Source organism: Agreia sp. Leaf244 (genome assembly GCF_001422695.1).
Taxonomy (GTDB): domain Bacteria; phylum Actinomycetota; class Actinomycetes; order Actinomycetales; family Microbacteriaceae; genus Agreia.
The window spans coordinates 57665-75847 of record NZ_LMLX01000005.1; the positions used below are offsets into that span (position 1 = coordinate 57665).

Consider the following 18183-nt stretch of genomic DNA (forward strand, 5'->3'; position numbering starts at 1 on the left):
AACTTCCACGGGGTTTCGGCGTTTCAGGGCACCATGTCGGTCGGGGGTGAGCGACAGGAGTATCGACTGTGACGAACGCCGTGCAGGTGATCACCGAGCGTGTGCGCGATAGGGTGCGCCGCGAGGGCGTCGACCTGGCTTCCGACCACACCCTGGCGAGGCGGTTCGTCGACGACGAGGTACGCAGTTACTCGGAGCGAGCATTGGGCGGCAGCGCTCCGTTGCTGGCCGACGAGGCGGTCGCGGCTCGCGAGGTCGTGGCCTCGCTCACGGGGTTCGGTGCGCTGCAGCCGCTGCTCGACGATCCGGGCATCGAAGAGATCTGGATCAACGCCCCCGACAAGGTCTTCGTCGCCCGTAACGGCGTGTCCGAGCTGTCGAACGTGGTGCTCTCCGATGGCGAGGTGCGCGAACTCGTGGAGCGCATGCTGCAGAGCTCGGGTCGGCGGGTCGATCTCAGTTCGCCTTTCGTCGACGCCTCGCTGCCCGATGGCAGCCGCCTCCACGTGGTGATACCCGACGTGACCCGCGCCCATCTTGCGGTCAACATCCGAAAGTTCGCCCGTCGCATCCGGGATCTGCATCAACTCGTCGCCCTCGGGGCGCTGACGCAGCAGTCCGCCGAGTTCCTGCGCATGTGCGTGCTCGCCCAGCAGAACATCCTTGTGTCGGGCGCCACGCAGAGCGGCAAGACCACTCTGCTCAATGCGCTGCTCTCGGTTGCGCGGCCGAGCGACAGGGTGGTCACCGTTGAGGAGACCTTCGAGCTCGACCTCGCCGCCCTCGACGTCGTCGCCATGCAGTGTCGCCAGGCCAGCCTCGAGGGCACGGGCGAGATCACCCTGCGTCGACTCATCAAGGAGGCCCTGCGCATGAGGCCCGATCGCATCGTCGTCGGCGAGGTGCGCGAGGCGGAGAGCCTCGACCTGCTCATCGCGCTGAACTCGGGGCTGCCCGGCGCGTGCAGCATCCACGCCAACAGCGCGCGCGATGCGCTGACCAAGCTGTGCACCCTGCCGTTGCTCGCGGGGCGCAACATCGACGCGTCCTTCGTCACGCCCACCGTGGCATCCTGCATCGACATCGTCGTGCACTGCGAGATGGACAAGCAAGGCTCGCGCCGCATCGTCGAGATCCTCGCGCCGAGCGGCCAGGTCACCGGCACGGCGGGCAACGGGGGAGTCATCGAGGCGAGCAGCATCTTCGCGCTCGAGGGGCGGGATCTCATCGCCACCGGGGGATACCCGATGAAACTGAGCAAGTTCCGCTCGGCCGGTCTTGATCCATCGATCGTGCTGTCGAGGGGTGCGCGATGAGCACGGCTCTGGGGCTCCTTCTAGGGCTCGGGCTCCTGCTCTGCGCGGCTCCCATTCTCTGGCCAGCAACGAGCGACTCCGAGCAGCCGGCGCGCAGCGGCCGCATCCGCACCCTCCTCGACGGTGCGGGGTTCGAGAGGATCCCTGTGGCGGCGTTCCTTGCCGCCAGCGGCTGCCTCGGGGTGATCGCCGCCGCGGTGGCCGAGGCGTCGCTGGCGATTCTCGTGCTCGACATCGCGGCGCTCGCGGTCGGAGCTCTTCTTCCCATCACCGTCGCGCGCCATAGGCGCCGAGCGCGCCGACGCAGCAATCTCACGGTGTGGCCGGATGCCGTGGATCACCTCGTCTCGGCCGTGCGCAGCGGGGTCGCCCTGCCCGACAGCGTCAGCACGCTCGCTCATGCCGGCCCCGCGGCCAGCCGCGCCGCGTTCGCCGAGTTCGAGTCCATGTACCGCACAACGGGAAACTTCGGCATCTGCCTCGACGCCCTCAAAGCGCGGCTCGCAGACCCGACGGCTGACCGCATCCTCGAGACACTGCGCATGTCTCGCGAGGTCGGCGGAACAGACCTCACGCGCGTGCTGCGAAGCCTCTCCGGCTACCTGCGGGAAGACGCCGCGATCCGCAGCGAGGTCGAGGCTCGGCAGTCGTGGGTGATGAACGCAGCGAGGCTCGGTGTCGCGGCGCCGTGGATCGTGCTGCTTCTGCTGTCCACCCGCCCCGAGGCGGCCGGGGCCTACAACAGCCCGGGCGGTGTCGTGCTCATCATCGGCGGCCTCTGCCTCAGCGTGATCGCGTATCGGGTGATGCTCCTCATCGCCCGCATCCCGGAAGAGCGGCGGTGGTTCGCGTGAGCTCGTCCGTCGCATGGGCGACCATCCTGGGCATACTGCTCGGTCTGGGGCTGTGGTCTCTCGTCAGCATGGCGCCCCGGTTGTCGAGGCCGTCGCTGGCCGAACGAACGGCACCGTATCTCGTTGACGTTTCGGCCGGTGCGCGGCAGTTCCTGGCGAAGAGATCGAGCGATCCGCTGCCGGTGTTCGGAGTGCTCTTGTCGCCGATGGCCCGCGTGGCGATCGACTTTCTCAACGGCGTTCTCGGGGGAACGGAACAGATCGAACGGCGACTCGCGCAGTCGCGCGCTTCTGTGTCGATGGAGTACTTCCGGGCGCAGCAGCTCGTCTTCGGTGTGGTCGGCGTGATAGCGGGAGCCGTTCTGGTCGTCGCCACATCGAGCACCATGGCGGTACCGGTGATGACACAGCTCGCCATTCCGGTCGTGCTCGCAGCGGTGGGAATCGTGGCCCGCGACCTCGTGCTGCGCTCGTCCGCGCGCAGGAGGATCGCTCGTATCGACAGTGAGCTGCCCACGGTGCTCGAGTTCTTGACACTCAGCCTGTCGGCGGGCGAGACAGTGCTCGACGGGCTGCGCAGAGTCGCTCGAGTCTCCAGCGGAGAGCTGGCTCGCGAATTCGCGGTCGTGGTGACCGAGGTCAACTCGGGTGTCGGCCTCGTGACGGCTCTCGAGTCCCGAGCGTCCGCCTTGGCCCTGCCCGCTTTCACCCGATGCGTCGAGCAGATGACGGGAGCGCTCGACAGGGGGACGCCCCTGTCGGACGTGCTTCGAGCCCAGGCCCAGGACTCCCGGGAGGACACGAAGCGCGCTCTGCTCGAGGCCGCCGGCAAGAAAGAGGTCACGATGCTTATCCCACTCGTGTTCCTGATCCTGCCCACCACCGTGCTATTCGCCGTGTGGCCCGGCATCGTCGTGCTGCAGACGGGCTTCTGACCCTTCGTCCTTCCTCATCCGATCCCGTTGAAAGAGAGACCGATGTTGTCCATCACCTCCCGAATTGCCCGCCGCCTGCGCGATGACCGGGGAGACGTACCCGGCTGGGTGCTCATCACCCTGATGACCGCCGGATTGGTCATCATCATCTGGGGACTCGCCGGGCCAGCACTCAGCCAGGTCTTCGAGCAGGCGATCGACCGAGTCACGGCCTTCTGACGCGGTCATGGCATCGCGCATCCGCGGCGTCGTGTGGAGACTCCGACAAGACGAGGGATCCGCCGCCGTCGAGTTCGTTCTCGTCGGAGTGCTGCTCACCGCACTCACGCTGGCGGTCATCCAGCTCGCGTTCGCGTTGCACGTGCGCAACACGCTCCTCGACTCGGCGGCAGAAGGCGCGCGCTTCGCCGCGCTCGCGGGCAACTCTCCCGACGATGGGGCGGATCGAACGAGGCAGCTCATCACGACTGCAATCGGGGCCACCTACGCCGATCATGTCTCGGCGGGCTACACCGAGTACCTCGGCATCGCGGCGACGCAGGTCACGGTGGATGCTCCACTCCCGCTGGTCGGCATGTTCGGCCCGCCGAGGTCGCTGGAGGTGACCGGACATGCAGCTGTGGAGACGATTGACGGCTGACGACGGATCCGCCTCGCTCGAGTTCATCACGGCGGGCGTCCTGCTTCTCGTGCCCCTCGTCTATCTGGTGAGCGCCCTGTCCGTTCTGCAAGGCGCGGCCTTCGCAACCGAGGGCGCAGCCCGCCAGGCTGCACGGGTCTTCGTGCAGTCCGACACGTTCGAGCAGGGCGCTGCAGCTGCCCAGCAGGCGGCCGCCATCGCATTCTCCGACTTCGGCATCACGGAGGGCGTCGAAGCGATCGAGTACTCGTGCGAGCCGGTTCCGGATGCCTGCCTCACCCGGGCGGGTCACGTTACCGTGACCGTGCGGGTCTCCGTTCGTCTTCCTCTGCTGCCCGAGTTCCTCGGCCGCGAGAACACCGGAGGCATTCCGTTCGTGGCCACGGCCACGCAGACCGTGTCTCGGTTTCACTCATGAGTGGGGTCGCGTTCAGGCCGATGGCCGCCGCGCGAGCACGACTCAACTCCGACGAGGGCTCGACCCTTCTGCTCACGATCTTCTACGCGGCCTTGGCCTTACTCGTGGTTCTCGTGGTGGTCGCCGCGTCGAGCCTCTACCTCGAGCGAACAAGGCTGTTCACCCTGGCCGACGGCGCCGCCCTCGAGGCGGCGGAGTCCTTCTCTCTCGACGACGTCGAACTCGTGGACTCCACGGTCGTGCCGAGGCTCGACCCCGCAGAAGTCGATGCTGCCGTCGACCGCTATCTCGCCGACACTCCGTCGTCAGCAGAGTTCGCCGACCTCACGGTCGTCGAGGCGACGACGCTCGATGGCCGAAGCGCCACGGTCGCTCTTTCCGCGTCGTGGCGGCCGGCCGTGCTGTCGCTCATCGTGCCGAACGGTTTTCCCATCGAGGTCACCTCTGTCGCTCGTTCGACATTCCGATGAAGACTGCGCAAGGCCCTCAGGTCGCGCACAGCATCCGTGTAGCGTACGTGTCCATGACTTCGAGTTCACCGGCACCTCAGATCGAACTCACCGAGCGGGCGAAGTGGCAGGCGTTTGCCGTGGCCGTCGGAGTCGCGGCCCTCACGATTCTCGACCTCTCGAAGGTCAATGTCGGGCTTCCCTCGATCGAGAAGGCGCTCGGCGCCGGGCCTACCGAGCTGCAGCTGATCGTCGCCGGCTACGCCCTCGCCTTCGGGCTCGCGCTCGTTCCCGCCGGGAGGCTGGGCGACATCTATTCGCGCAAACTGCTCTTCTCCATCGGACTCATCTCGTTCACCCTCGCCAGCCTCGCCTGCGCGCTCGCACCGACGGTCGAGACCCTGCTCATCGCGCGTATCCTGCAGGGCGTCGCCGCAGGCATCCAGATGCCGCAGGTGCTCGGGCTCGTGCAGCAGCTGTTCCAGGGGTCGGCGCGCGGGCGCGCCTTCGGCATCTTCGGGGCCACCATCGGCGTCGCCACCGCGTTCGGGCCGACGCTCGGCGGGCTTCTGATCGCCGTCGGGGGAGAGACCGACGGGTGGCGACTGCTGTTCTGGATGAACATTCCGCTCGGACTCATCGCGCTGTTCTTCGCGCTGCGCCTGCTGCCGACGAAGCCCAAGGGCACGACCATGAAGACGCAGCTCGACCTCGTCGGCATCCTGCTGCTCGGCTTGTCTGTCTTCAGCCTGATGGTGCCCTTCGTCTTCACCACCGGCGGCCCCGACGACGACCCGAAGCGCTGGTTCTGGCTCATCGGCTTCGCGCTCGGAACCACCGCGTTCCTCCTATGGGAACGCGACTACGGGCGCCGCGGCAAGTCTCCCGTGGTGCACTTCTCCCTGTTCCGCATTGCCTCGTACCGCAACGGAATCCTCGTAGCCACCGCGTACTTCGCGGCGATTCCTGGCACCTTCCTGCTGACGACGCTCTACCTGCAGCAGGGGCTCGGCGCGCTTCCCGTGTTCGCTGGCATGGTGAGCATCCCGTTCGCCCTCACCTCCGCCGCCAGCTCGCTCATCGGCGGCCGCATCGTGGAGCGCTACGGCCGCAAGCTCGTCGTGATCGGCACCGCCACGGTCATCGTGGGCTTCTCGCTGATCCTCGCCGCTGCCGTGCTCACCCCGCGCGACGAGACGATCTGGTGGATGGCCGCCGCCATGGCCGTCGCGGGAGCCGGAGGCGGCCTCGTGATCTCGCCCAACCAGACCCTGACGCTCGCCGAGGTTCCCGTGAGCGAGGGCGGGGTCGCCGGCTCACTCGCCCAGGTCGGACAGCGCGTCGGCACCGCGATCGGCGTCGCCGCCGTCAGCTCAACGTTCTTCGCCACTCTCTACCGTGACAAGGCCGACCCCGACCAGCTGATGGCCTACCACGAGGGCTTCCGCAACGGCATCCTCATCGCCATCTCGCTGATCACGGTGTCGCTCATCGTAGGGCTCGTCGACCTGAGGTCGCGTGCGAAAGCCGCGAAGCGCGAGACCGCCGCATCCGACGCCTGACGAGCAGCGCGCCTGATCAGGCCGATGGCCTGCCCGGCCGCCGAGGTACGTAACGGGGAACGTAGCGCAGCATCAAGCCGGCACCCAGCACGCCGATGACCCCCATGATCGCCGTCGAAAGCGACAGCGTGGCCACGGCCACGATGAGCGACACGAGCAGGGGAGCGGCGGCCGTTCCCGCGTCGCCGGTGAAGCGGAACGCGCCCAGGAACGGCGCGGGGTCGTCTTTCGGGGCGAGGTCGGCGCCGAGCGTCATGAGAATTCCGCTGCCGATGCCGTTCGCGAGGCCGGTGAGCGCCGTGACGCCGATGAACCACCCCACCGCGTGCTGCAGGTCGTGGGTGAAGGCCAGCACGAAGAGCCCGATGCCCATGCCGAGCATCGACGGCACCACGCTCCACAGTCGCCCGAACCGGTCGATGACCTGGCCGCTGGCATAGAAGAGGGCGAAGTCCATGGCGCCGCCGAGTCCGATGATGAGGGCGGTCGTGCTCTCCGACAGGCCGAGACTCACGGCCCACAGCGGCAGGATGACGGAGCGGCTCGCTCGCAGGGCGCCGACGATCGCCACGCCCGTTCCGAGGCGAACGAGCACCCCGCGGAAGTTCCAGACCGTGCGGAACAGCCCGTGCGACTCCTCGGCCACGAGGTGCTCGCCCTCGGTCTCGTGCGTGCCGTCGACCTGCGCGCGTGCCGCGGCCCCCGCGGTCGGATCGGGCATCACGAGGAGGAGCACGATCACCAGAACGGCACACGCGAGGTGCACCCAGAACACGATCTCGGCGTGCGAGGTGAGGGCGATGAGTCCGGCTGCGATGAACGGGCCGACGAACCAGCCCGCGCGGAAGGTTCCGCCCAGGGTCGAGAGGGCGCGCGCCCGATACTGCAGCGGCACGAAGGTGGTCATAAACGCGTGCCGGGCGAGGGCGAAGGTGGCGGTCGACAGGCCGAGCAGAAAGATGCCGACCCCGAGCATCCAGGGCCCGGATGCGACGATGCACGTCGTGACGCCGATGATCGACACGAGCGACGCACCCACCATGGCCCGCCGCTCGCCGATGCGGCTCACGATCCAGCCGCTCGGGATGTCGCCGATGAGCTCGCCGACCATGATCATGGCGGCGATGAATCCCGTCAGGGCGAGACCGGCACCGAGATCCTGCGCGATCGCCGGAATGATGGGGATGATCGAGCCCTCGCCGATGGCGAAGAGCAGCGACGGGAGGAGGGCGGGGAGGGCGATGGAGCGGAATCGGAACCCGGTCTCTGCGTCGCTCATATCGCATCCACTGTACGCCGGGGGAGCGACCACGCCCGCCCGGTAGGCTGGGGGCACCATGCAGGAACTAGATTTCAGCGAGCAGATCGCCGCCCTCCGCTCCACCTTTCGCGACATCCTCTCGGTCATCGACGTCGATGAGTTGAAGGCCCGCATCGACGACCTCAGCGCACAGGCCGGCGTTCCCGATCTGTGGGACGACACCGAGAAGGCGCAGAAGGTCACCAGCGCACTGTCGCACGCCCAGTCCGACCTCGCGAAGGTCACGAGCATCACCTCGCGTCTCGAAGACCTCGAGATCATGGTCGAGCTCATCAACTCCGAGGGCGACGAGGAGTCGGCCCAGGAGGCGCAGGGCGAGCTCGAGAGCCTCACGAAACTGCTCGGCGAGCTCGAGGTGCAGACCCTGCTCAACGGCGAGTACGATCCCCGCGCGGCCGTCATCACGATCCGCGCCGGAGCGGGCGGCGTCGACGCCGCCGACTTCGCCGAGATGCTGCTGCGCATGTACCTGCGCTACTCCGAGCAGCACGGCTACTCCGTCACGGTGCTCGACACGAGCTACGCAGAAGAGGCCGGCATCAAGAGCGCCACCTTCGAGGTCGACGCCCCCTACGCTTTCGGAACGCTCTCTGTCGAGGCCGGAACGCACCGCCTGGTGCGCATGAGCCCGTTCAATTCGGCCGGTAAGCGCCAGACGAGCTTCGCCGCGGTCGAGGTCATTCCGCTCATCGCCCAGACCGAGTCGGTCGACGTTCCCGAGAGCGACATCCGGGTGGATGTCTTCCGCTCGTCGGGCCCGGGCGGCCAGTCGGTCAACACCACAGACTCGGCCGTGCGCATCACCCACCTGCCCACGGGCATCGTGGTGAGCTGCCAGAACGAGAAGAGCCAGATCCAGAACAGGGCGGCGGCGCTCCGCGTGCTGCAGTCGCGCCTGCTGCTTCTGCAGCGCGACGAGGAGAACGCCAAGAAGAAAGAGCTGGCCGGCGTCATCACCGCCAGCTGGGGAGACCAGATGCGAAGCTACGTGCTCGCGCCGTACCAGATGGTCAAAGACCTGCGCACCGACTACGAATCGAACAACCCGTCGAACGTCTTCGACGGCGAGCTCGACGGCTTCATCTCGGCGGGCATCCGCTGGCGCAAGCAGAAGGTCGCATAGGCGATACAAGGCGTTCGTACAGACTGGCGCGCCAATCGGGCATCCGTGGCGAGTCGCGCGTCGAGTGGCTCGCAAGGCTGCTTAAGCTCAACCTGCCATGATTCGATTTGATCACGTATCCCAGATTTACCGGGGGACCAAGAAGCCGGCGCTGAACCGCGTCGACCTCGAGATCCTCCGCGGTGAATTCGTCTTTCTTGTTGGCGCCTCCGGCTCCGGCAAGTCGAGCTTCCTGCGCCTCGTGCTGAAGGAGGACAAGCCCACGAGCGGCAGCATCCACGTGCTCGGCCAAGACCTGGGCACGATCTCGTCGCGCAAGGTTCCTTACTTCCGGCGCAACCTCGGAGTCGTCTTCCAGGACTTCCGTCTGCTGCCGAACAAGAACGTCTTCGACAACGTGGCCTTCACGCTTCAGGTCATCGGCAAGTCGCGGGGTTTCATCCAGGAGGCCGTTCCCGACGTGCTCGCCATGGTGGGCCTCAACGAGAAGGCGAACCGCCTTCCGCACGAACTCTCCGGTGGTGAGCAGCAGCGCGTGGCCATCGCCCGCGCCGTCGTGAACAAGCCCGCCATCCTGCTCGCCGACGAGCCGACAGGAAACCTCGACCCGCTGACGAGTGGCGGAATCATGCAGGTTCTGCAGCGCATCAACGCGGGCGGAACCACCGTGATCATGGCGACGCACGACAACGCCATCGTCGACCAGATGCAGCGACGCGTGATCGAGCTCGTTCAGGGCGAGATCGTGCGCGACGAACTGCAGGGCGGCTACGGCATGACGGCCGAGATCGCGCTTCGCGACAGCGGAATGACGGCCGAGATCGGCATTCCCGGGCTGACGCGCGGCAGCAGGGGACCGGGTGCGAGTTCTCCCACATTCTCCACGCCCGTCGTGAATCCCCAGGGCCCGTCCGCGACCGAGGCGCCAGCGCCTGCGGCCGCGCCCGCGGCATCCCGTGTGCCCGCCGGCGAGCCCGCGCAGGCCGCGCCCGTCGCATCCACGACCCCCGCGCCGGTGTCGGCCCGCCCCGACGCCGCCGACCCCGTGACCGACCAGCTCGGACTCGCAGAGAAGCTCGGGCTGCGCGCCCCGGGCGAACGCATCGACCCCCAGGACCAGAACGTAGGACCCACCTCGTGAGACTCGGACTCATCTTCGGAGAGGTCGGCACCGGCCTCCGACGCAACGTCTCGATGGTCATCTCCGTCGTTCTCGTGACCTTCATCTCGCTCACCTTCGTGGGCACGGCCATTCTGCTGCAGATGCAGATCGGCCAGATGAAGAACTACTGGTACGACAAGGCCCAGGTCGCCGTCTACCTCTGCACGGCCACGGACGCGGGGGAGACCTGCGGAAACGGCGACGTGACCCAGGAGCAGATCGACGCCGTCGAGGCCCAGCTCGACGGACCGACGCTGTCGCCGTTCATCGACAAGTACTACTTCGAGAACCATGACCAGGCCTACGAGAACTTCCAGTCGCAGTTCAAAGGCAACCCGGTCACCGAGTACGTGACGCCCGACCTTCTTCCGCAGACGTTCTGGGTCAACCTGAAAGACCCGACGCAATCGGCGGTGCTCGTCGAGAGCCTCTCGGGCTTCGCAGGCGTCGAGAGCGTCACCGACCAACGCAGCTACCTCGAGCAGATCTTCACGGTACTCAACGCGGCGAGTTACACCGCCATCGCCGTGGCTGCGATCATGCTGATCGCGGCGGTTCTGCTCATCGCCACGACCATTCGACTGTCTGCCTTCTCGCGCCGTCGAGAACTCGGAATCATGCGCCTCGTCGGGGCGTCGAACCGCTTCATCCAGACGCCGTTCATCATCGAGGGTGTGATCGCATCGCTCATCGGATCGGCACTCGCGGGCGTGGCGATCTGGGCCATCGTAAAGTTCTTCGTGCAGGGATGGCTGCTGAACCAGCTGCCGTTCACGTCGTTCGTCTCCACGGGCGATGCGCTGCTGGTGGCGCCGATCCTGATCGTCGTCGGAGCCGTGCTCGCGGCGCTGTCGGCCAAGTTCGCGATTACGCGCTACCTCAAGGTCTGATCGCACAGGTCTGATCGCATCGGTCTGATCGCACAGGTGCGAGCGGCGCCGCCCACGCCCAGGTCGACCGGGCGTATACTGGACGGCTGCCGCACGCGAGGTGCGGCACCAAGAATCGTCAGGAGCGCAACGTGCCCAAGGAGAGCGGTCAGAAGGTCGTCGCGACCAACCGCAAGGCTCGGCACGACTACACCATCGAGTCGACGTACGAGGCCGGAATGGTCTTGAACGGCACCGAGGTGAAGTCGCTCCGCATGGGTCGAGCGTCGCTGGTCGACGGCTACGCCTTCATCGAGAACGGCGAGGCCTGGCTCGACGCCGTGCACATTCCCGAGTACACGCAGGGCACGTGGAACAACCACACGCCCAGGCGCAAGCGCAAGCTGCTGCTGCACAAGGAGCAGATCCTCAAGCTGCACAACAAGACCAAAGAGGGCGGCTACACGCTCATCCCACTGCAGCTGTACTTCAGCGACGGCCGTGCCAAGGTCGAACTGGCCGTGGCCAAGGGAAAGCGCGAGTACGACAAGCGGCAGACGCTGCGCGAGCGTCAAGACAAGCGCGAGTCCGACAGGGCCATGTCGGCGAGGCGCAACCTCGGCGACTGACGCCCGTCACAGACGAATGGATGCGCCGGTCAGCTCTTCGGACAGCGCCCACAGGCGGGCGGCCACGGCGGGATCGCGTGACCACGCCTTGGCCGGCACCACCCGCGGGCGGCCCTTCAGCTGTTGCCAGCCGGCCGGGCCCACGTATTCGCCGCCGCGCAGGTAGTCGTCGGTCGCGGCCATCACGATGGGCAGTGCGCCCGCGTCCTTGCCCTGGGCGAACGAGCCGAACACGGCCTGCACGATCGCAGCGGTGCTGCCATCCGGCGTGACTCTCGGGCGCTTTGGCGTCAGCTCGTCGACCGCGAACCCCGGATGAGCGACGATGCTGCGGGTGTCATGCCCGGCGGCGCGAAGCCGACGATCGAGCTCGAACGCGAACGTCATCACGGCCAGCTTCGACCGGCTGTAGCTGCGGAAACTGCGGAAACGCTCGGGGGTCTCGTGCTTCTCGAGATCGAGCGCGTAGAAGCGGTGGCTGATGCTGCCGAGATGCACGATCCGTGACGCGGGGGTCGCGAGAAGAGACGGCAGGAGCCCGGCGATCAGGGCGAAGTGGCCGAGGTGGTTGGTTCCGAACATGCTCTCGAACCCGTCGGCGGTCACGGAATCCGCGGTGCCCGAGGTGATGCCCCCGTTCGCGACCAGCACGTCGATGGCGGGCAGCCGCGAGAGTTCGGTGGATGCTCGAGCAACACTCGAGAGATCGGCCAGATCGAGCAGCACGAACGACGGCGCCTCGATGTGGGGCACCTCGCGCCGCAGGGACGCGACGGCGGCGCCGGCCTTGGCCTCGTTGCGGCCCGCGATGACGACGCGAGCACCCCTGCGGGCGAGCTGCTCGGCCGTGAAATAGCCGAGCCCGGCGTTGCCGCCCGTGATGACGACCGTGCGGTCGGTCAAGTCGCGGTTCATGCGGACGCGGCGAAACGGGCCTCGACCGACGCGCTGATGACGACGTCTGCGGGCGTGAGGTCGAGGGGGCCGGATGCGCTGGACTTGGCCATGTCGTGCGAGGCGAAGCGCGCGACGCCGACCGGCGAGGAGCCGCCTCCGCCGTCTCCGAGCATTCCGGGGTCGGCCACGGCGAGCGGCCGGAGTGCCGACAGCCCGAGGGCCTCGGCGTAGTTCTGCGCCTTCGACCGGGCGCTCACGATCGCGTCCTTCTGAACGTCGGACTCCAGGGCCGCCCGCGTCGCTGCGGTGAGAGCCCAGTCGACCGAGGTCACGGTCACGCCGTCGCGGAACGCGACGGAATCGATCCACGTCGCCAGCGCCGAGAAGTCGCGGAATCGGGCTCGCACGGTGGTGGTCGCGTGATAGACGGGTGGCAGCTGCACACCGTCCTGGTTCCAGGGGCGCTGGCCCCACACGCTCACCTGGTCGGCGCTCCACCGCGTTACCGCGTCGGCCACCGGATCGTGCAGAGCACGGAGGCTTTCCGAGGTCTCCGCGTGGAGCTGCCTCGTCTGTTCGAACACGCTCTGGCGTTCCGGTCCCTCGAACCCGAGTGCGAGCTGCACGACGGCCCGCTCGGGTGAGTGGTGCGTCTCTGCGTAGCCGGCGACGGTGATGATGGTCTCGCTCATGGGTCTCACCCTATCCGCGTCCCGACGAGGGCCCACGGTGGCCATTGCCGATTTTCTGTCGTAGAATTGGGGGCTGCATCCTTTCGGATGCTTGTGCGCAACATACAACTCAACAGTGCGTGATAGTGACCCGCTTGGGGATGATCGGTTTCGACATTGCCTGCGAAACTGCGAGAAGCGGGTCGAGGATTCAGGGTTATCTCGTTAACGATCTCTGAAAAACAATAAGTGCCAAATCAAACCGCACTGTCTCTGCTCAGGCAGACTTCGCCCTCGCGGCGTAGTTCTCTTCTAAGCACTAAATAGAGACCGTCAGTCCGGGAATGCTCTCTACCCGGGTTCTGGCGACATTCAGAGAGATTGCTTCCGCGTTACGCCTGAGGGCGCGGAGGGACTTGCACTCGGGCTGGGCCCGTCGAGCTAGATGCCTGTAGCAAAGCTCGGGGCCGAGTAGAACGACTCAACAGGATACGCCCGTAGAAGGCGCAGAATCACAGCAGTGGACCGGGGTTCAATTCCCCGCATCTCCACCATCTGAGGTCGCTGTCATGCACTGTTTGGTTGCCGCCCTTCGACGGGCTCAGGGAACGACAGGCTCAGGGAGCGGGGTCACCGCTCGCTGAGCCTGTCGAAGCGGCCTGGCCTACAGCACGAAGAGCATCTCCTGGTAGGTCGGCAGAGGCCACAGGTCGTCGGCCACGATGTCCTCGAGAGTGTCGGCTGCGGCGCGCACGGCGTCCATCGCCGGAAGCAGTGCGTCACGCGCGTGCTCCGCCTCGGCGAGCGCCTCATGACCGGTCTCGGCCGCCAGTGCCTTCTTGAGCGTGGCCAGGGCGCTGCGCAGCTCGGCAAGCGGAACCGATACCTCGTCGAGAGCCTCCGTGTCGGCCTCCACTCCGGCAGCCTTGAGCGCACCGATGTTCACGGCGAGCTCCGTCTGGTGGCGCACGGCCGCCGGCAGGATTGCGGTGGCACCGATCTCGAGGGCCAGGCGCGCCTCGACGCCGATGGTGAGGGCGTACTGCTCCAGCCCGATCTCATAGCGGCTGCGCATCTCACGGTGATTGAAGACCCGGTACTTCTCGAACAGCTCCATGGCCTCGTCGGTGATGAGCTCGGGAAGGGCGTCCAGGGTCGTGCGCAGATTGGCGAGGCCGCGCTTCTCGGCCTCGATCGGCCACGCATCGGCGTAGCCGTCGCCGTTGAAGACGACCGCCCCGTGCTCCGTGATGATCTGCGTGAGGAGGGTCTGAACGGCGGTGTCGAAGTCTTCTCCCGCAGCCGTGGCCGCCTCGAGCTCTGTGGCGATGAAGTCGAGCGAGTCGGCCATGATCGTGTTGATGGTGGTCATCGGTCCTGCGACCGACTGCATCGATCCCGGGGCGCGGAACTCGAAGCGGTTTCCGGTGAACGCGAACGGGCTCGTGCGGTTGCGGTCACCCGGGTCGGTGGGCAGCACCGGCAGGGTGTCGACACCGATCTGCATACGACCTTTGCCCTTCGACGATGTCGCAGGGCCCTTCGCCAGCTGCTCGAAGACGTCGGCCAATTGGTCGCCGAGGAAGATCGAGATGATCGCCGGGGGAGCTTCGTTCGCGCCGAGCCGGTGGTCGTTCGTGGCCGAGGCGACGGATGCGCGCAGCAGACCGGAGTACTTGTGCACGGCGCGGATGACCGCGGCGCAGAACACCAGGAACTGCGCGTTGTCGTGGGGCGTGTCGCCCGGAACGAGCAGACTGCCCAGCTCCGAGTTGCCGAGCGAGAAGTTGACGTGCTTGCCCGATCCGTTGACGCCCTGGAACGGCTTCTCGTGGAACAGGCACTCCATGCCGTGCTTCTTGGCTATCGTCTTGAAGGTCGTCATCAGGAGCTGCTGGTGGTCGGCGGCGATATTGCCCCGCTCGAACATGGGAGCGATCTCGAACTGGCCCGGGGCGACCTCGTTGTGGCGGGTCTTGGCGGGGATGCCGAGCTTGAACAGCTCGCGCTCCGTGTCCATCATGAATCCGAGCACGCGCTCGGGGATGGCGCCGAAGTAGTGGTCGTCGAACTCCTGGCCCTTCGGCGGCTTCGAGCCGAACAGGGTGCGACCGGCGTTGATCAGGTCGGGTCGGGCGAGGAAGAAGTGCCGGTCGACCAGGAAGTACTCCTGCTCGGGCCCGCAGAACGACACGACATGTTTCGGGTTCGTGTGCCCGAACAGCTTCAGGATGCGCTCGGCGTGTTCGCCCATCGCCTGCTGCGAGCGCAGGAGGGGCGTCTTGTGGTCGAGGGCCTCACCAGTCATCGAGACGAAAACAGTGGGAATACAGAGGGTGTTGCCATTGGGATTCTCGAGCACATACGCGGGGCTCGTGACGTCCCAGCCGGTGTAGCCGCGAGCCTCGAACGTGTTGCGCAAGCCGCCGTTCGGGAAGCTGGACGCATCCGGTTCGCCCTGGGTGAGCGTCTTGCCCGCGAACTCGGCAAGGGCCGTTCCGTCGCCGACCGGCTCGAGGAAGCTGTCGTGCTTCTCGGCGGTGAGACCGGTCAGCGGGTAGAAGACGTGCGCGTAGTGCGTCGCGCCCTTCTCGAGGGCCCAGTCCTTCATTGCCGAGGCCACGGCGTCGGCGACCAGCGGATCGAGCATGACACCGTGGTCGATGGTGGCCATGACCGACTTGTAGACCGACTTCGGGAGCCGCTTCTGCATCACGATCTGGTTGAACACGTTCTCGCCGAAGACCTCGCCGGGCGTCTCGGTCGGGGTGAAGCTGATGGCGGGCGGCACGTAGGCCTCGACATCCCTGATGGCCTGCAGACGGACAGTGTTTCCAGTCATTCTTACTCCCTCGTGACGGCGCCCGACCGCGGATCGATGCGGAACCCGGTGGCGCCACGATAGAAGACTCGTGTGGCGGGGGTGTTTCACCTGTGTGACACCCGTGGTTATTTTCGACGCGGCGTGAGGAGTAGTGCAGTCGCCCGGCCGCGGTGTCAGTGGTGGCGCAGCCCCATTGAGAGCGGTATCGCGTGTCGCTGCCCGCCCGAGTGCACGACATCGCCGTCGACGACGGTCAGCTGCGTGCGGTGCTGTTGGAGCGCCCGCGTCACCGCTGACAATCGGTGGTCGAGGTCGAACCACTCCACACCGGAGCCGGGTTCGGAGACGATCTCGGCGAACGGCGTGGCCGTCAGGCGGCTCGCCGCCAGCGTGGCCTCGTGCGTTCGCACGTGATCAGGATGTCCGTAGCCCCCGCCGTGGTCGTAGCTGACGACCAGCTCGGGATCGAGCAGCTCTATGAGTGCCACCACGTCGCCCACGACCTGCTCGAGGGGCGCGAGCGCCAGCGCTCCGGGCTCGACATCGGCCGCGGGACCGGCGAGTCCGGGCTCGATCCAGGACATTCCCGAATCGCGGTAGCGCACGGCCGGTTGCCCCACGGTTCGCGCCGGGGCGGTGCCCAGCCAGTACCTGTCGGAGATACCGAGCGAGTCTGCCGCTCGGCGCAGCTCGGTCTCGCGCAGCGCGCTCAGGCCCTCGGCATCCACCGCGTGATCGATCGATCCCTCGACGATCTCGCCGCGCTCTCCGCGGGTGGCGGTGAGCAGGCTCACCCGCACGCCGCGGTCGACCAGCTCGGCGATCAGGGCGCCGGTGGCGAGGGTCTCGTCGTCGGGGTGGGCGTGCACGAAGAGCACGCTGGGCACACCGTCGAGAAGACTCACGCGACGGCGACGGACGAGACGAGCCCCGTGTAGACGCCCAGGAGCGCGTCGGCGGAGCGCGCCCAGCTGAGGGTCTCCGCGCGTTCGCGGGCTCTCGACGACAGCTCGTCGGCCTCCTCGTCATGCGAGAGCAGGCGGGCGATCGCATCGGCCCATACGGCGGGGTCGCGCGAATCGAGCACGACGCCGGTCACGCCGTCGACAACGGCCTCCCGGAGACCACCCGAGGCGGCGGCGACGACGGGCACGCGGCTCGCGGCCGCCTCGAGCGCGACGAGGCCGTATGTCTCGGAGTGGGAGGGGATCAGGACGACGCGGGCGCTGCGCAGCAGTTCGGCCAGCGCCTGTCTCGATTGCGGACCGATGAAGTGCACGGAGTCTGCAATGCCGCGTCGGCTGGCGAGTTGCGAGAGCTCGTCGATGTATCCGTCGAAGTCGGCCGACGCATCGCCCGAGATCACCAGTTCGGGTCGGATGCTCTCAGGAACCGAGGCGATCGCCTCGATCGCGAGGTCGAGGCCCTTGAGCGGCTGCAACCGGGCGGCCACGACCGCGTAAGGCCTGCGGGACTCGTGCGACCCGAGAGCCGGTGCAGCCGGTGCGAACAGCTCGCTGTCGACGCCGGGGGAGACGACGGTGATGCGACCGGGCGATCCGCCGAGACGCGTCTCGATCGTGTGGGCTTCGGCCTCGCTGATCGCGATCAGTGCGTCGGATTCGCGTGCGAGCCACGATTCGCCGGCCATGCGCCCGGGCGACTCCGCGCGCTCTCCGTCGGAGAGGGGCGTCGAATCGTCGGCCGCGATGCTGTGGAAGCTCTGCACGTGGGGGATGCCCCGAGTGCGCGCGACGGGCAGGGCGGCCATGCCCGAGAACCAGTGGTGCGAGTGAAAGACGTCGTACGGGCCGAGCGCACTCAGGGCCTCGCTGAACTCGCCGATGTAGAGCTCGTGATCGCCCTTGGCGAGCGGATGCGCGGGGCCGGCATCCACGAACCGCAGGCGAAGTCGATCGCCGAAGTTCAGAACGGCCGGACCGGTGGGCGTGGACCGTCGCGTGATGATCTCGACGTCGTGTCCTTGTGAGGCGAGGGCCTGCGCCTGGTGCAGCACCACCACGTTCATGCCTCCGGCATCGCCGGAGCCCGGCTCGTCGACCGGCGATGTGTGGAGGCAGACGAGAGCTATTCGCAGCACTTAGACGAACACTCGGTAACCGTTGACGAACTTGTTGACCGGGGCGAGAAGGGCGACAAGCGGAACGAACATGCGCAGGAGATAGACGACCACCGTGACCTGGCCGAGGTCGGCGAGAGCGAAGAGGCCGAGCGCGACGGCGCCCCAGCCGACGGCGATCACAAGCGAGCGTCGGGTGGCGAGGAACGGAGCCGCGGTGCCGAGCGAGGCGAAGACGATGCCCGCATCGGCGACGAAGCCGCGCAGCCCGGGCTCCTCGAACTGGCCGACGAGCACCCACAGCACGATGGCGATGGCCCAGAAGAGAACGAACAGGCCGCCGCCGAGGGGCTTCGTCATGTCTTTGGCCGGGGCGGATGTCTTGGCCGGGGCGGATGTGGTGACCGGCGCGGAATGGGTCGTCATGACTCAA

19 protein-coding genes and 1 other RNA gene are annotated in these 18183 nt (G+C 67.1%); 13 read left to right on the forward strand and 7 right to left on the reverse strand.

Annotated features, from left to right (window positions below):
* Positions 1-68 precede the first annotated feature (68 nt).
* The 8 genes from ASF06_RS14575 to ASF06_RS14605 are packed head-to-tail and all read left to right on the forward strand — an operon-like array spanning position 69 to position 6174.
* On the forward strand, positions 69-1316 hold the full coding sequence (locus ASF06_RS14575) for a CpaF family protein (RefSeq protein WP_055948706.1): 1248 nt from the start codon (positions 69-71) through the stop codon (positions 1314-1316).
* A complete protein-coding gene (locus tag ASF06_RS14580) occupies positions 1313-2170 on the forward strand; it encodes a type II secretion system F family protein (protein ID WP_055948710.1) in 858 nt (285 codons plus the stop codon). The genes ASF06_RS14575 and ASF06_RS14580 overlap by 4 nt, the downstream gene beginning before the upstream one ends.
* On the forward strand, positions 2167-3105 hold the full coding sequence (locus tag ASF06_RS14585; RefSeq protein ID WP_055949649.1) for a type II secretion system F family protein: 939 nt from the start codon (positions 2167-2169) through the stop codon (positions 3103-3105). Before ASF06_RS14580 ends, ASF06_RS14585 begins: the two co-directional genes overlap by 4 nt.
* Before the next feature lie 42 nt (positions 3106-3147).
* The gene (locus ASF06_RS19895) at positions 3148-3324 is read left to right on the forward strand and encodes a hypothetical protein (protein ID WP_200920390.1); all 177 of its coding nucleotides are present in this window, start codon (positions 3148-3150) and stop codon (positions 3322-3324) included.
* 7 nt (positions 3325-3331) lie between these two features.
* Positions 3332-3745 (forward strand): TadE family protein, encoded by a 414-nt coding sequence (locus tag ASF06_RS14590; protein ID WP_055948713.1) that lies wholly within the window; start codon positions 3332-3334, stop codon positions 3743-3745.
* Positions 3735-4163, forward strand: a complete 429-nt coding sequence (locus tag ASF06_RS14595) for a hypothetical protein (protein ID WP_235501032.1) — start codon at positions 3735-3737, stop codon at positions 4161-4163. The genes ASF06_RS14590 and ASF06_RS14595 overlap by 11 nt, the downstream gene beginning before the upstream one ends.
* On the forward strand, positions 4160-4633 hold the full coding sequence (locus ASF06_RS14600) for a pilus assembly protein TadG-related protein (protein WP_082500982.1): 474 nt from the start codon (positions 4160-4162) through the stop codon (positions 4631-4633). Before ASF06_RS14595 ends, ASF06_RS14600 begins: the two co-directional genes overlap by 4 nt.
* A gap of 53 nt (positions 4634-4686) precedes the next feature.
* Positions 4687-6174, forward strand: a complete 1488-nt coding sequence (locus tag ASF06_RS14605; RefSeq protein ID WP_055949655.1) for an MFS transporter — start codon at positions 4687-4689, stop codon at positions 6172-6174.
* A gap of 16 nt (positions 6175-6190) precedes the next feature.
* On the opposite strand, the gene ASF06_RS14610 is transcribed toward ASF06_RS14605, so the two are convergent.
* Positions 6191-7453, reverse strand: coding sequence for an MFS transporter (locus ASF06_RS14610; RefSeq protein ID WP_055948719.1), 1263 nt, complete (start codon positions 7451-7453; stop codon positions 6191-6193).
* A 58-nt stretch (positions 7454-7511) separates the two neighbouring features.
* On the opposite strand from ASF06_RS14610, the gene prfB reads away from it, so the two are divergent.
* From prfB to smpB, 4 genes are all read left to right on the forward strand, one after another.
* On the forward strand, positions 7512-8618 hold the full coding sequence (gene prfB, locus ASF06_RS14615; protein ID WP_055929605.1) for a peptide chain release factor 2: 1107 nt from the start codon (positions 7512-7514) through the stop codon (positions 8616-8618).
* Between the two features lie 97 nt (positions 8619-8715).
* On the forward strand, positions 8716-9759 hold the full coding sequence (ftsE, locus tag ASF06_RS19240) for a cell division ATP-binding protein FtsE (protein ID WP_082500983.1): 1044 nt from the start codon (positions 8716-8718) through the stop codon (positions 9757-9759).
* Positions 9756-10670, forward strand: a complete 915-nt coding sequence (gene ftsX, locus ASF06_RS14625) for a permease-like cell division protein FtsX (protein ID WP_055948723.1) — start codon at positions 9756-9758, stop codon at positions 10668-10670. The genes ftsE and ftsX overlap by 4 nt, the downstream gene beginning before the upstream one ends.
* A gap of 131 nt (positions 10671-10801) precedes the next feature.
* A complete protein-coding gene (smpB, locus tag ASF06_RS14630) occupies positions 10802-11278 on the forward strand; it encodes an SsrA-binding protein SmpB (protein ID WP_055780595.1) in 477 nt (158 codons plus the stop codon).
* A gap of 6 nt (positions 11279-11284) precedes the next feature.
* On the opposite strand, the gene ASF06_RS14635 is transcribed toward smpB, so the two are convergent.
* Together ASF06_RS14635 and ASF06_RS14640 are read right to left on the reverse strand one after the other, a co-directional pair.
* Positions 11285-12181 carry an SDR family NAD(P)-dependent oxidoreductase gene (locus ASF06_RS14635; RefSeq protein ID WP_200920391.1) on the reverse strand — a complete coding sequence of 299 codons (897 nt, stop codon included), beginning with the start codon at positions 12179-12181 and terminating at the stop codon, positions 11285-11287.
* Between the two features lie 8 nt (positions 12182-12189).
* Positions 12190-12867, reverse strand: coding sequence for an SIMPL domain-containing protein (locus tag ASF06_RS14640; RefSeq protein ID WP_055948729.1), 678 nt, complete (start codon positions 12865-12867; stop codon positions 12190-12192).
* A gap of 136 nt (positions 12868-13003) precedes the next feature.
* Here ASF06_RS14640 and ssrA point away from each other — a divergent pair.
* Positions 13004-13400, forward strand: a transfer-messenger RNA (tmRNA) gene (gene ssrA, locus ASF06_RS19245).
* Positions 13401-13510: 110 nt separating this feature from the next.
* Here the strand turns inward: ssrA and ASF06_RS14645 are convergent.
* The 4 genes from ASF06_RS14645 to ASF06_RS14660 all read right to left on the reverse strand — a co-directional run bounded on the left by ASF06_RS14645 (position 13511) and on the right by ASF06_RS14660 (position 18176).
* The gene (locus ASF06_RS14645; RefSeq protein ID WP_055948733.1) at positions 13511-15688 is read right to left on the reverse strand and encodes a glutamine synthetase III family protein; all 2178 of its coding nucleotides are present in this window, start codon (positions 15686-15688) and stop codon (positions 13511-13513) included.
* A gap of 155 nt (positions 15689-15843) precedes the next feature.
* On the reverse strand, positions 15844-16575 hold the full coding sequence (locus ASF06_RS14650; RefSeq protein ID WP_055948735.1) for a PIG-L deacetylase family protein: 732 nt from the start codon (positions 16573-16575) through the stop codon (positions 15844-15846).
* Complete coding sequence (locus ASF06_RS14655) at positions 16572-17771, reverse strand: glycosyltransferase (protein WP_055948738.1); 1200 nt, start codon at positions 17769-17771, stop codon at positions 16572-16574. The genes ASF06_RS14650 and ASF06_RS14655 overlap by 4 nt, the downstream gene beginning before the upstream one ends.
* Positions 17772-18176: a hypothetical protein gene (locus tag ASF06_RS14660; RefSeq protein WP_055929582.1), complete on the reverse strand. Its 405-nt coding sequence runs from the start codon at positions 18174-18176 to the stop codon at positions 17772-17774.
* Positions 18177-18183 lie beyond the last annotated feature (7 nt).

Excerpts from the sequence above, each read along its gene's own strand:
- ASF06_RS14610 (WP_055948719.1), bottom strand. The coding sequence starts at position 7,453 with ATGAGCGACGCAGAGACCGGGTTCCGATTCCGCTCCATCGCCCTCCCC.
- prfB (WP_055929605.1), top strand. The coding sequence starts at position 7,512 with ATGCAGGAACTAGATTTCAGCGAGCAGATCGCCGCCCTCCGCTCCACC.
- ftsE (WP_082500983.1), top strand. The coding sequence starts at position 8,716 with ATGATTCGATTTGATCACGTATCCCAGATTTACCGGGGGACCAAGAAG.
- ASF06_RS19895 (WP_200920390.1), top strand. The coding sequence starts at position 3,148 with ATGTTGTCCATCACCTCCCGAATTGCCCGCCGCCTGCGCGATGACCGG.
- ASF06_RS14590 (WP_055948713.1), top strand. The coding sequence starts at position 3,332 with ATGGCATCGCGCATCCGCGGCGTCGTGTGGAGACTCCGACAAGACGAG.
- ASF06_RS14645 (WP_055948733.1), bottom strand. The coding sequence starts at position 15,688 with ATGACTGGAAACACTGTCCGTCTGCAGGCCATCAGGGATGTCGAGGCC.
- ASF06_RS14580 (WP_055948710.1), top strand. The coding sequence starts at position 1,313 with ATGAGCACGGCTCTGGGGCTCCTTCTAGGGCTCGGGCTCCTGCTCTGC.
- ASF06_RS14600 (WP_082500982.1), top strand. The coding sequence starts at position 4,160 with ATGAGTGGGGTCGCGTTCAGGCCGATGGCCGCCGCGCGAGCACGACTC.
- ASF06_RS14605 (WP_055949655.1), top strand. The coding sequence starts at position 4,687 with ATGACTTCGAGTTCACCGGCACCTCAGATCGAACTCACCGAGCGGGCG.
- ASF06_RS14660 (WP_055929582.1), bottom strand. The coding sequence starts at position 18,176 with ATGACGACCCATTCCGCGCCGGTCACCACATCCGCCCCGGCCAAGACA.
- ASF06_RS14640 (WP_055948729.1), bottom strand. The coding sequence starts at position 12,867 with ATGAGCGAGACCATCATCACCGTCGCCGGCTACGCAGAGACGCACCAC.